This window comes from Arcicella sp. GW822-FHT02H01 (assembly GCF_058802005.1).
In genome coordinates, this window is record NZ_JBXANT010000001.1 from 2,726,278 (window position 1) to 2,738,166 (window position 11,889).

At 35.7% G+C, this 11,889-nt stretch carries 12 protein-coding genes; 7 read left to right on the plus strand and 5 right to left on the minus strand.

Annotated features, from left to right (window positions below; genetic code table 11):
- The first annotated feature begins 56 nt into the window (after window positions 1-56).
- The 3 genes from nirD to AC1RNE_RS11625 all read left to right on the plus strand — a co-directional run bounded on the left by nirD (window position 57) and on the right by AC1RNE_RS11625 (window position 2,821).
- Window positions 57-404 (plus strand): nitrite reductase small subunit NirD, encoded by a 348-nt coding sequence (gene nirD, locus AC1RNE_RS11615; protein WP_323249747.1) that lies wholly within the window; start codon window positions 57-59, stop codon window positions 402-404.
- Between the two features lie 164 nt (window positions 405-568).
- Window positions 569-2,047 (plus strand): ATP-binding protein, encoded by a 1,479-nt coding sequence (locus AC1RNE_RS11620; RefSeq protein ID WP_492801127.1) that lies wholly within the window; start codon window positions 569-571, stop codon window positions 2,045-2,047.
- Between the two features lie 129 nt (window positions 2,048-2,176).
- Window positions 2,177-2,821, plus strand: a complete 645-nt coding sequence (locus AC1RNE_RS11625; protein WP_492801128.1) for a response regulator — start codon at window positions 2,177-2,179, stop codon at window positions 2,819-2,821.
- Here AC1RNE_RS11625 and AC1RNE_RS11630 read toward each other — a convergent pair whose 3' ends face one another.
- From AC1RNE_RS11630 to AC1RNE_RS11650, 5 genes are all read right to left on the minus strand, one after another.
- Complete coding sequence (locus AC1RNE_RS11630) at window positions 2,822-3,520, minus strand: DNA alkylation repair protein (protein ID WP_492801129.1); 699 nt, start codon at window positions 3,518-3,520, stop codon at window positions 2,822-2,824.
- The gene (locus AC1RNE_RS11635) at window positions 3,480-4,166 is read right to left on the minus strand and encodes a hypothetical protein (RefSeq protein WP_492801130.1); all 687 of its coding nucleotides are present in this window, start codon (window positions 4,164-4,166) and stop codon (window positions 3,480-3,482) included. Before AC1RNE_RS11635 ends, AC1RNE_RS11630 begins: the two co-directional genes overlap by 41 nt.
- Window positions 4,167-4,200: 34 nt before the next feature.
- Window positions 4,201-5,571, minus strand: coding sequence for a DEAD/DEAH box helicase (locus tag AC1RNE_RS11640; protein WP_492801131.1), 1,371 nt, complete (start codon window positions 5,569-5,571; stop codon window positions 4,201-4,203).
- Window positions 5,572-5,936: 365 nt separating this feature from the next.
- The gene (locus tag AC1RNE_RS11645) at window positions 5,937-6,938 is read right to left on the minus strand and encodes a hypothetical protein (RefSeq protein WP_492801132.1); all 1,002 of its coding nucleotides are present in this window, start codon (window positions 6,936-6,938) and stop codon (window positions 5,937-5,939) included.
- Between the two features lie 37 nt (window positions 6,939-6,975).
- A complete protein-coding gene (locus tag AC1RNE_RS11650; protein WP_492801133.1) occupies window positions 6,976-7,659 on the minus strand; it encodes a hypothetical protein in 684 nt (227 codons plus the stop codon).
- 602 nt (window positions 7,660-8,261) lie between these two features.
- On the opposite strand from AC1RNE_RS11650, the gene AC1RNE_RS11655 reads away from it, so the two are divergent.
- The 4 genes from AC1RNE_RS11655 (at window position 8,262) to AC1RNE_RS11670 (ending at window position 11,748) form a co-directional block, all read left to right on the plus strand.
- Window positions 8,262-8,660, plus strand: a complete 399-nt coding sequence (locus tag AC1RNE_RS11655; RefSeq protein WP_492801134.1) for a T9SS type A sorting domain-containing protein — start codon at window positions 8,262-8,264, stop codon at window positions 8,658-8,660.
- A gap of 261 nt (window positions 8,661-8,921) precedes the next feature.
- Entirely contained in the window at window positions 8,922-9,536 is a 615-nt protein-coding gene (locus AC1RNE_RS11660; RefSeq protein ID WP_492801135.1) for a hypothetical protein, read from the plus strand.
- A gap of 169 nt (window positions 9,537-9,705) precedes the next feature.
- Complete coding sequence (kduI, locus tag AC1RNE_RS11665) at window positions 9,706-10,536, plus strand: 5-dehydro-4-deoxy-D-glucuronate isomerase (protein ID WP_492801136.1); 831 nt, start codon at window positions 9,706-9,708, stop codon at window positions 10,534-10,536.
- A gap of 36 nt (window positions 10,537-10,572) precedes the next feature.
- Window positions 10,573-11,748, plus strand: a complete 1,176-nt coding sequence (locus AC1RNE_RS11670; protein WP_492801137.1) for a glycoside hydrolase family 88 protein — start codon at window positions 10,573-10,575, stop codon at window positions 11,746-11,748.
- Window positions 11,749-11,889: the final 141 nt, after the last annotated feature.

Consider the following 11,889-nt stretch of genomic DNA (forward strand, 5'->3'; position numbering starts at 1 on the left):
TGATAGGTTCAAACAAACTTATTAAGCTCATTCAAACCTCAATCATACATATAACAATGATAGCAGAAGAAACAATAACTTGGCACGTAGCGTGCAATATTGAAGATATACCAGAAAACGGAGGAGCTTGCGCCCTGATAGAAGGCGAGCAAATAGCTATTTATAATTTCTCTCGTCGTGGCGAGTGGTATGCTACCCAGAATCAATGCCCACACCGCCAACAAATGGCACTTTCGAGAGGAATGATAGGCTCGACAGGGGCTAATAATGAACCGAAAGTAGCTTGTCCATTTCATAAAAAAACGTTCTCGTTACAAACAGGGGAATGTTTGAGTGGTGATGACTACACGATTAAGACTTACCCAGTGAAAATAGCAGATGGGCAAGTGTATGTGGGAGTATAGTATCAAAGATTTTACAAATTGATATTCGCAAAAACTTGCAAAATGTCAATTTGTAAAATTGCAATACATGATTTTTCAAAGAAAAATTTTCAACAATCTCATAATCAACAAATTACTTGAAAACTATAAATGATTTTTTCCGAAAGTTTGGTATATTTCAAGTTATGAAGCCACTTGATAGTCAAATTTTCAACAGACTCACTCGCCTCTATGTGATTGCCCTCACGATGGTGGCGTTGCTTTCTATGTCTGGACAAATTATTATTCAAGTATTTCTGAATTCGTTGATTGATGATTCCCATGTGGTGAATATTGCAGGGAGACAAAGGATGTTGAGCCAGCGGCTTTCTAAAACGGCTATTTTGCTGTGTCGCCCAGATATTTTTCAGGCTGATGCAGAGCATTATTCCCAAGATATTAAAGAAATTATTACCTTATGGAAGCAAAGCCACGAGGGATTAAAGAATAAAAACTTAACAACAGACGGCAAAGCGTATACCGTAAGGAATAGCCCAGTGATTGATAGTATGTTCAGAGAAGTAGACCCTATTTTTCAGACCATCCTCACGAATGCACAATTAATCAGCGAGCATATCGATAGACCTGTGGCTAATCAGGACGAAGCGATGCAAGCTGCTTTAAACCAAGTATTGGTCAATGAAAGGCTTTTTCTGAAAATGATGAACAAAATCGTTTTTCAGTACGATTTAGAATCAAGATCAAGGGTTGATTTGACTAAAAATATTGAGCTGTTTTTATTCCTTGTGTTGTTTAGTATTCTTATTTTGGAAGGAATCATCATCTTTCGTCCGATTGCCAATTATATTCGAATTGTCATTAAAAAGCTGACTGATTCTGAAAGTGAATTACGCCTAACAAATGAAAGGCTTCTACAAACTCAACAGGCTTTAGTACAGGCTACTGAAGAGAAATTCAAACTACAACTAGCAGAAGAGAAGGTTCGTTCGGCGTCATTGATGGAAGGGCAGGAAATGGAACGTAAAAGATTAGCCCGCGAATTACATGATGGCATCGGTCAAATGCTGACAGGGCTAAGATTGCATGGTGAAAAAGTAAAAAGCTTTTCATTCATTAATCCTAAACAGGATAAATCGTTTGAAGAATTACAGAAATTAATTCAAGAAACCATTGAAGCTACCCGAACAGTTGCTTTCAACTTAGCACCCTCTGTGTTAAGTGATTTTGGCGTTACGCCCGCTATCCGAATTTTAACGGAACAGGTAGCCAAAATGTCGGGGATTAGCATTGAATTTAAAGAGAAAAAAATACAACGCTTACCAGAAAATTTGGAAGTGTGTCTTTATAGAATCACCCAAGAGGCGATTCATAATGCGGTAAAATATTCAAAGTCGGAAAAAATACAAGTAGAAATAGCGGAGAATGAGGGTTCTATTCGATTGACTATTTCTGACAATGGCATTGGTTTCGACTTGCCAGCTATCCGAAAAACATTGGGTGGTAGTGGTTTAAAAAATATGCAAACAAGAGCCGAATTGTTGAATGGCTCGTGCAAAATACAATCAAAAACAGGAAGAGGAACAAACATCATTGTTAGTATTCCTATTGGAGTAAACAACAAACTAATTAGCAAGCGGAAAAAAAATACCGAAAGAGTAGCGTAAGGCAGAGGTTGAATATCTTAAAAAAAATCAATAAATTCATCTTCTCAAGCATTACTTAAATTTTGGTACTAAGTATTTTTAAAACTTTATCTTTAAAAATCACTGTCTGTATATAATCAATTAAAAATTATGAACCCAATTACCGTATTATTAGCAGATGACCACGACGTTGTCAGGAAAGGCATGAAAATGCTGTTGGAAGACGAAGAAAGTGTGAAAGTAATCGGAGAAGCGTCTGATGGGCTAGATGCTATCGAGAAAATAAAAGCTTTGTCGCCAAATGTAGTGATTCTGGATTTGACGATGCCCAAAATGACTGGTATAGAAGCAGCAAAAATTATTTCGGAAGAATATCCCGACGTAAAAATCCTTATATTCTCAATGCACAACAACCGTGAATATATTATTAATTCGGTTGAAAATGGTGCAAGTGGTTATTTATTAAAAGATACAGGAAAAGACGAACTAATGCGTGCCATTAATGTGGTAGCAGAAGGAAGAAAGTATTTCCCACCTGAAATTTCAGAGGTCATTATCGACGAACTCCTTTCTAAAACATCTGGCAATCAACCAGATACTAGCAGACCAATATTCCAAAAAATTACTCCGAAAGAAAAACAAATCCTTGAACACATTGTACAAGGGTATAATAGCCGAGAAATTGCCGATAAGTTGTTCTTAAGTATTCGTACGGTAGACAATCACCGTGCTAATATGATGAAGAAAACCAAAGCCAAAAATACAGCCGATTTAGTAAAGATGGCGATTGGCTAGTTATCGCTTTAAATACGACAAGCGTTTATTTTCGTCCATTCTTTCAATGGCATAACGCAACATGGTTCTTGGCATTTTTGTGAGGTGTTCTTCCAAAAATTCTTCCAAAGCCAACTCATCTCGTTTACCAATCTCACGCAACATCCATCCACAGGCCTTGTGCATCAAGTCGTGTGGATGTGTGAGAAAAAGCGCTGACAGTCGGAAACAGTCTAAAAATTGCCCTTTTCTGATAAAAGCCATGGTAGAAACCACGGCGATTCTTTCTGTCCACAAATGCTTACTCGCAGCTAAATCATATAATACCTCTCGGTCTTTATCCAATAGATACACGCCTAATATTTTATAGCACGAACAATCTACCAAATCCCAATTATTGATTTTAGGCAGATTATTCAAATAGAAATCAACTATTTCAGATCTTTTCTGTTCATTAGCTTTCTCGAATTGTTCTACCAGTATCATCAATCCTGTAAATCGAAATTCATGGATATCATCATTTAGCAAAAGCTGTATATCGGCCAGACTAATTGTTTTCCAGAACTCTTTTACCAATGCTCGGACTTCTGGGTTGGTAATACCGATAAAAACATCACCTTCACCATATTGTCCTTTTCCTGTTTTGAAGAAACGAGCAGTTTGTATCGCCCTTTCAGGTTTAGCGAGGTTTAAGAGTGCTTGTTTTAGCTTTACTAACATGGCTAGAATCTATTATTACAATTTTACTGACATTATTGAAAGGGACAATTTCGGTAGTTTTGGTTTTGGGATAATACAAAAAAATAAAATTACTAGTAGTTCCCACCAGTGTTGGAAATGAATCTTTTATCGTTTGTGGTCCTGAATTATAATATACTTGTACTGTTTGCCCTTTCCCTGCTTTTATTTCTTTGCTTTTATAGCGTGCATAAATATAAGCCGACTCGGGAATATATAATAGCAATACTAGCATATAGCTCCAGAAATAATAACTCCCTGTTTGTTTAACCCATCTAGCCCAAATTTTTTCTTCTTGTCTAAGAAAATATTTGGGGAACTTAATTATCAACCATTTATTTAAGTAGTAAATCAAAACGGTTAAAATAACCGTCATGAGGGTAAACAATAAATAAAAGGGGTCTTTGAAGGCAATTAGGATAAAATCACTTACTTGTGAATAATCTAAAATATTAATATCAAATACCAGAAAATAAGCACCACTAAAAATCATTCCGATAGCCGTCAGAAGCAAATAACTTACGGTAAAGAACAGCGTTTTATCATTTTCAAAGACCTTAAATAGGTTTTTTACTTTCTCTTCAAACTCAGTATGGGCTATAATAGTTTTTGATGGTGGTGGTATCATTTAGTTTAATTTTATTCCGAAACTAACATTTTTATTACCTTCTTCCTTTGCGTGGGTCTTCTCGTTTCGTTTTTCCGAAAGTCTTTTTACGAGCATCTTTACCCGACGAAATATGAAGTTTTTTGTTTTTTACATCCTTTTCTTTGGCTTTTATTTTACGGTCTTTTTTCTCGTGGAAAGCTCCTTTGAAATCTGGGTCTTCACGTTTTTTCTGCTCATCTACTTCACGCAACATAATTTGTTTTTCAACAAACGGTGTTTGCAATACTTCTAGCTCGGCAGGTAGTGGTTCACGAGGTATCGGCATTTTAATAATCTTCTCAATCTTACCAATATGGTATTCCTCCGCTTCTGTCATGAATGTAATTGCTTCGCCTTTATTATTAGCCCTGCCAGTACGACCAATGCGGTGTACGTAATCTTCATAAATTAAAGGCACGTCAAAATTCACTACATGGCTTACCATCTGAATATCTATTCCTCGGGCAGCCACATCGGTTGCTACCAATACCTGAATGTTTCCTTCTTTGAAGTCTTCCATCGAATTTATTCTGGTATTTTGCCCCTTATTGGCATGAATCACACGAATTTTGTTTTCTCCAACTACTTTTCTGCCTAAGTATTTAAAAATATTATCAGCAATCTCTTTACTCCTGCAAAAAATAATCGTTCTGTTAAACGTCTCGTGGTCACGCATCAACATACCCAAAAGATTAATTTTGGTCATGAAGTTCGGTACTTCAAACAAGCGTTGTTTTACCATATCTGCTGTAGTAGCCTGAGGGCTTACTTCAACTTTGTGTGGAAATTCAAGGAACTCATGTGAAAGGTTCTCTACTCGTGGTGGAAAAGTAGCCGAAAACAATAGGTTTTGTCTCTTCTTAGAAGGGATTACTTCCAAAATCTTACGGATTTGTGGCATAAAACCCATGTCCATCATTTTATCAGCCTCATCTAGCACCAATGTTTTTAGTTCTTTTACGCCAATCTCGCCTTTCAGGTATAAATCCATAAATCTACCTGGCGTAGCAATCACAATATCAACACCTGCTTGTAATGCTTCTATTTGTGTCTTAGGTCCTAATCCACCAAATAAAGCGATATGACGAATATCTGTATATTTTGCCAATTGTTTTACGGCTTCATCTATTTGCATCACTAATTCGCGGGTAGGAGCAAGGATTAATACACGCATCATTGTGCCTTGGGCATACTTTACCTTCATCAGGATGGGCAATAGATAAGCAGCTGTTTTTCCTGTACCTGTTTGGGCAATTCCTAGTACATCGTGCCCCCCCATTACTAATGGAATAGCTTGCTCTTGAATAGGCGTAGGTGCTTGATAGCCAGCTTCTTCGATGGCATTATATAATTGGCGATTGAGTTGAAAATCTTCGAATGTCATAATTTGTAAACGTTAACTGTCGTCAGCTTTCTATCAATAGCTTTTGCTGAAAACATTTACAAAGGTACGAAAATAAAGTGTATCGGCTGTGTGAAGATAAAATATGACTCCTTCTGAATTTTCTCTATAATAACCAATTTGAGAGATTTTATTATGTATTATCGCCTTGTCCTTACTTTTCTTGTCTTGATACAAGAAAAGTAACAAAAGAAAATCAAGAATTCCTAATCGCAACGGCGACCCGTCTCGCTCCGCTTAAACAGTAGGAATTCGGGAAACACCATTCATAAAAAAGCGGTCGAAAACCAATTTCAACCGCCTTTTTATAATTTTAAAATTTGGAATAACCCATGTTTTGAGCTATTTTAATCCAATAAACCCTTATAAGAAGAGTCTTTCGGAGGGTTGATTTCTTTCTTACCTGATTCTGGCGCGCCATCTAACGTAATCAAATTGAACTCGCCTTTATTATAGGCATCCAACATCGACTGTCCTTTATCGGTTAATACGCCATTCTGAATATCCACAGAATTAATAAAGTCCATTGAGTAATCCATTGCTCGCTTCATTTCACCCAATTTCTTACTCATGTCGTCTTGAATGTATTCCATCGACTCGTCAAAGTAAAACTTCTTGTCTGGATCTCCTTTGAAAATACTAATCGCAGTTTTCAAGGCATTAGAGCTAGCTTTTACAATTTCGTATTCGGCCTCTTTGTGTTTTACTCTTATCTCTGTTTCCTTGATAATATAATCTGCCGACGACTGTACTTTTTCCATGAACCCTAAAATAGTTTTCATATTACGTTGAAGTGGCAACAATTTCTCATTCATTTCCTGTAATCCTGCCGCTTCTAAACTTGCTAAGGAAGCAGCTTCTTTCATACCAGGCTTGTCGGTCATGCTATTGGCTTTGTTAGCTTCAGCAAATTTAGTTTTGATGTTCTCATTGTTTTCACCGATTTTCTTATTCAGCTTTACTAACTGTCCTGCCAAAATATCTATTTGTTTAGACATCTGTTCGCGTTTTTCACGTAAATCTGAAATATAGATTTTCATGATGGCAATCGGGTCAAGCTGAATGATTAAGCCTGTTATTTTTCGCATCAAGGTTTTAAACAAAAAGAATACCCCTGTACGAATGTCTTTGCTGGTAATTAGGAAGATAAAAAAACCTAAAACTGCTAATAATCCCCCTAGATAAAGCGTATTGGAAGTAACTTTTATCAGGAATTCGACTACTATATTGAAATAGTATAACCCAAAAGCACCAAGTGCTGCCAAAAAGAATAAGGAAGTAATACCTTCGGGTTTACTCCAAAACGATTTTGAAGGTTGGGTTCCTCCAATTTGTGATAAATCTGCCATTATTTTAGATTATTTAATATTTTGATTTAGAATGAATTTATTTCAAGTAGGCTACAATCTTAGCGATATCACCCTTTATTTGTTCGACAAACGTATGATAGGTAGTTTCATAATTACTCTTATTAATCGTAATTTTTCCACTCTGTTCTGAAATATCATCTGTCAATTTATTGATTTTTATCTTGTTTTCATCAATTTTATGCTGTAAATCAATTATTTGCTTCGCTATATTTTCATTTTCTTCTTCAGTTTTTTTCAAATCATTCTTCAAACCTCCTACTTTTTGACTTACTGCGTTCTCTACATCCTTCAAGAACCCTTGTCGGTCAGTATCCAAAATCCCGATATATTGTTTGGCTGTATCCGTCAATACTGCTACATCCGTAATACCACCCATTACCTTGAAACTTGCCCATGCGGCTTGAAATTGTTTCTCTTCCGAAAGCCCGAGGCCTGTTAAGCCTTTTAATGCTTGCATATATTCAAAATAATCAGGGCCTTTCAAATTTGAATTTTCGAGCAACTGAACAAAGTGGTCTATAAACTTTTTATCGACTACGCCCTTCTCCATGCCTTGGGGTATTATCGCAGGTTCTACTGTTTTTTCAACCTTCGGAACAGGAGGAGGTGTCTGACTGCTAGTATTTGCTGGATTAGCAGTTTCTTCAGTAATAAAAAAACTTAATAATTTTCTTCCGATACTTTTTTCTTCTGCTGCCATTTTTTGATTTTTTCTGTTTTAGTATTTAGTCTTACTCTCAATCATCATTGACCTATACAATATTAATATGCTTTTATCGAGAAACCCCATTCAGTTGTAAGAATGGTTGCGGGACTTGATGATACCATAAAAAAATATGATAATTTTTTAAAATAGATGCAACATTATAATTACAGCTTGCATCTTATGTCTGAGATTCAGAAAAACAATAGCTTTTTATATCTCACACACTCATCAATTTTAAAGCATTCGCTTAAACCAAAAATCAGTTGTATATCAAGACGATTTACCATTTAACTAGTAAAACAACCGATTATGGTATTTTGTATTGCAAGGTACTGGCTTTTACCCATAACTTTGATGCATCAAAAAGGAATTAAACAAAAAATACTCTAAACATTAATAAAGATACTAAACCGAACAACAATTGTAATAAAAACGAACACCTCTAAATCTCATTAACTTTTACAAACAATTAATAATCAGACACTTATAAATTATGGCACAAAAATCTCAGTAAGTAACACAGTAAACAACAACAATGTAATTTCTAAACTTTTATTTATCATAAAATTTAATTTAAAATCTAAACAACTTAAAAAATGAAAACTTTCGTTAAATCTTTCGCAATCGCAGTATTATCAGTAATGTCATTTGTAGCAAGCGCTACTAACACTAATGAGCCAGCAAGTACTAAAAAACCATTTGCTGTGGGAATGTATCAAACAATCAACACTATGAAAATGAACGTATTGATTGAGAAGACGACTAATAAGAATTTATATATTTCATTGAAAAATGAAAAAGGGGATGTGTTGCACAAAGAAAGAGTAGGAAAAACTAATGAAAAATACCACGGCAAATTTGATTTGAGCGAATTGGAAGACGGAAAATACAGCTTCGAAATCACTGATGGCGAAAGCAAAATTGTAAAAACAGTAAACATTGGTACTAAAACTCCTGAGCCTAGTTCACAAGATCGTTTTATTTCTTTGAATTAGTCCTTATCTAACCTCAAATCTATTTACAAGCTATTTAATTTCTAAATCTGGCATATTAATTATATAAATCAGGCCGTGATGCGATATTTATTCGTATCACGGTTTTTTGTTTTTTAAGAAGAAAAAACATTAACATATCATTAACACGCCCTCCTAAAATAGCGATTCACCCTAGTGCGTTTTACTAATATATCATCAAAATGGTAAAAGTATCGGTGCTAATACTAAAACTGGTGTAATCACAATAAACCGTCAAAAAACATGAATATCAAATTATTTAGCTTGCTAGTTTTAACAGTTGGATTAGCAAATTCAGGAAAAGCTCAAGATCGTAATTATTCAAACAGGGACGCTCAAAACAGAGATAGAGACTACCAGCAACAGCAACAAAATTATCCTGATAGAAATCGGGATAATAGAGATGATAGAAATGATGATAGATACGATAACAACCGTAACAACAATTACGGCAACAATGGCAATAACAACAATTATGATGTGTATGCCAGATGTGATGACGGTAGTTATGGAAGTTATAGCTTCGACAGAAGAAACCCTTTTGATACCCGTAATCCAAACTATGACCCTCGTAACCCTTTCGACCCTCGTCCTGTTTACGATCCATATCGCCACAGTCGTTGGAATGAGGTAGATTTTCGTAGTAATGCCGACCCTTTTGACTTTTGTGACAATAGAAGAGTTTGGGCTAACAGATATTATCCAGTAGACCCACGTAATCCTTATGATATTCGCAATCGTTATCAGAACCGTTATAACAATGGCTATGCTAGAAGAGCACCGTCTCGTCCAGTAATTGTTGTTACAGTGCCTATTTTTGGCCGTGGTCATGGACATCATGGTAGGAGAGACTGGTAAGCAACATATTTTTTTCAGTAAAGCCCAAAGGATAAGTCTCAGCAACTTAACCTTTGGGCTTTATTATTTTATTTCTCTTCAAAATATAATGTCTAATTAGCAGTATAAATTTAAAACTCTCGACTCTTTGCTATAAGTTATTTATTCAACTTTACATCAAGTCTATTTTATGAAGATTTACCAAGCAATTAGTGAACGTGAGGCAAAGACCTTTACCACAGACCAATTAAGAGAAAACTTCTTGATTGAAAGCATTTTTAAGACCAATGAGATACATTTTGTATATACTCATTATGATAGAGTAATGGTAGGAGGTGCAACCCCTACGACGGATACTCTTACTTTACAGACGTATGATAATTTGAAGTCTGATTATTTCTTAGAAAGAAGAGAAATTGGTATCATCAATGTTGGCGGTAATGGTACGATTGAGGTAGATGGCGAAGGCTTTAATTTATCAAAACTGGATGCGCTTTATATTGGCAAAGGCGTGAAAGAGGTAGTTTTTAAAAGCGATGCTGCTGATATCCCTGCTCAGTTTTTCTTATTATCTGCTCCTGCTCATCAAAAATTTCCTACACAAAAGATGGGAAAAGAAGAGGCTTCTCCCGTTTCATTAGGTACAGTAGAAACAGCCAATGAAAGAACCATCTATAAGTATATTCATAGAGATGGCATTCAAAGTTGCCAAGTAGTAATGGGATTAACTGTTTTGAAAACAGGGAGCGTTTGGAACACCATGCCAGCCCACGTACACGATAGAAGAATGGAAGCTTATTTATATTTTGATTTGAATCCAGAACATAGAGTATTTCACTTTATGGGACAACCACAGGAAACTCGCCACATGCTTGTAGCCAATCATCAAGCTATTTTATCACCACCTTGGTCTATACATTCAGGTGCGGGTACTTCTAATTATTCTTTTATCTGGGCAATGGCAGGCGAAAACCTCGATTTTACAGATATGGATTTTGTTAAAATCTCAGACCTAAAATAATTTCCCTTTTTACATTCTCAAACCATCCATTTAACTATGAAAAAAATCTTTTTATGCTTGTTATTAAACATTTATGTGTTGGGAGTTTCGGCACAATCTAAGATTGATGTCAAAAAAGAATTTGAATTTGCCGCCAAACAATATGAAGGGATGCTAAAGGCACATCCAGATTATACTAAAACACCACAATCGACCAATGCAGATGGCAGTCCACGCGATATGCCTACTGAATGGTGGTGTAGTGGCTTTTTTGGTGGTTCGCTTTGGTATATTTTTGAAGAAACCAAAAGCCCTTTCTGGAAAGATGCTGCTCATCAGTGGTCAATGGCTGTTAAAAAAGAGCAATTCAATACAGGCACACACGATTTGGGCTTTATGTTGTATTGTCCCTTTGGCAATGGTTATCGCCTTACAAAAAATGCTGAATACAAAGATATTATGCTAACAGGAGCGAAGTCGTTAGCCACTCGTTTCGACCCTAAAGTAGGTGTGATTAAGTCTTGGAATAAATTTCGTCAATACACTTATCCAGTAATCATTGATAATATGATGAATCTGGAATTTTTGTTTTGGGCAGCTAAAACCTCTGGCAACAAAGAATTTTATAATATTTGTCTTTCACATGCTGATAGTACACTGAAAAATCATTTCCGTCCAGATGGCAGTAGCTACCACGTAATTTGTTATGATGAAAAAGGGCAACCTTTGGGCAAATTTACCCATCAAGGATATGCCGATGCTTCTGCATGGGCGAGGGGACAAGCTTGGGCAATGTATGGCTATACAGTGATGTATCGTGAAACAAAGCAAAAGAAATACTTAGCGATGGCTGAAAAGATAGCAAATTTCTATTTAAATAATCCGAATTTGCCTGCTGATAAAATTCCTTACTGGGATTTTAACGCACCTAATATTCCTAATGAAGAAAGAGATGCGTCGGCTGGTGCTATTACAGCGTCGGCTTTGTTAGAATTATCGACTTATACGGGCAAAAAAGGCAAAGACTATTTTAAAGCTGCCGAAACGATGTTAAAAAGCTTGGCTAGTCCTGCCTATAAAGCTAATTTAGGTGAAAATAATCATTTCATTCTGAAGCATAGTGTAGGAGCAAAGCCCTTAAAATCAGAAATCGATGTGCCTTTGGTATATGCTGATTATTATTATTTAGAGGCGCTGTTAAGATACCAATCATTGACGAAGAAGAAAAAGTAATAGCTTATTTTTCAAGCAATTAATCATGACGATATAGGTTATTTAGGAAACCCTTGATAATTTATATCGTTTTTTTTACCGAACTGTTCTATACTTGTCTATATTTACCGTACAAGGTAAGATAATAATATACCCATAAAA

What these genes read in the sequence shown, in the direction of transcription:
- nirD (WP_323249747.1), top strand. Translation starts at nt 57, where the DNA reads ATGATAGCAGAAGAAACAATAACTTGGCACGTAGCGTGCAATATTGAA.
- AC1RNE_RS11620 (WP_492801127.1), top strand. Translation starts at nt 569, where the DNA reads ATGAAGCCACTTGATAGTCAAATTTTCAACAGACTCACTCGCCTCTAT.
- AC1RNE_RS11625 (WP_492801128.1), top strand. Translation starts at nt 2,177, where the DNA reads ATGAACCCAATTACCGTATTATTAGCAGATGACCACGACGTTGTCAGG.
- AC1RNE_RS11630 (WP_492801129.1), bottom strand. Translation starts at nt 3,520, where the DNA reads ATGTTAGTAAAGCTAAAACAAGCACTCTTAAACCTCGCTAAACCTGAA.
- AC1RNE_RS11635 (WP_492801130.1), bottom strand. Translation starts at nt 4,166, where the DNA reads ATGATACCACCACCATCAAAAACTATTATAGCCCATACTGAGTTTGAA.
- AC1RNE_RS11640 (WP_492801131.1), bottom strand. Translation starts at nt 5,571, where the DNA reads ATGACATTCGAAGATTTTCAACTCAATCGCCAATTATATAATGCCATC.
- AC1RNE_RS11645 (WP_492801132.1), bottom strand. Translation starts at nt 6,938, where the DNA reads ATGGCAGATTTATCACAAATTGGAGGAACCCAACCTTCAAAATCGTTT.
- AC1RNE_RS11650 (WP_492801133.1), bottom strand. Translation starts at nt 7,659, where the DNA reads ATGGCAGCAGAAGAAAAAAGTATCGGAAGAAAATTATTAAGTTTTTTT.
- AC1RNE_RS11655 (WP_492801134.1), top strand. Translation starts at nt 8,262, where the DNA reads ATGAAAACTTTCGTTAAATCTTTCGCAATCGCAGTATTATCAGTAATG.
- AC1RNE_RS11660 (WP_492801135.1), top strand. Translation starts at nt 8,922, where the DNA reads ATGAATATCAAATTATTTAGCTTGCTAGTTTTAACAGTTGGATTAGCA.
- kduI (WP_492801136.1), top strand. Translation starts at nt 9,706, where the DNA reads ATGAAGATTTACCAAGCAATTAGTGAACGTGAGGCAAAGACCTTTACC.
- AC1RNE_RS11670 (WP_492801137.1), top strand. Translation starts at nt 10,573, where the DNA reads ATGAAAAAAATCTTTTTATGCTTGTTATTAAACATTTATGTGTTGGGA.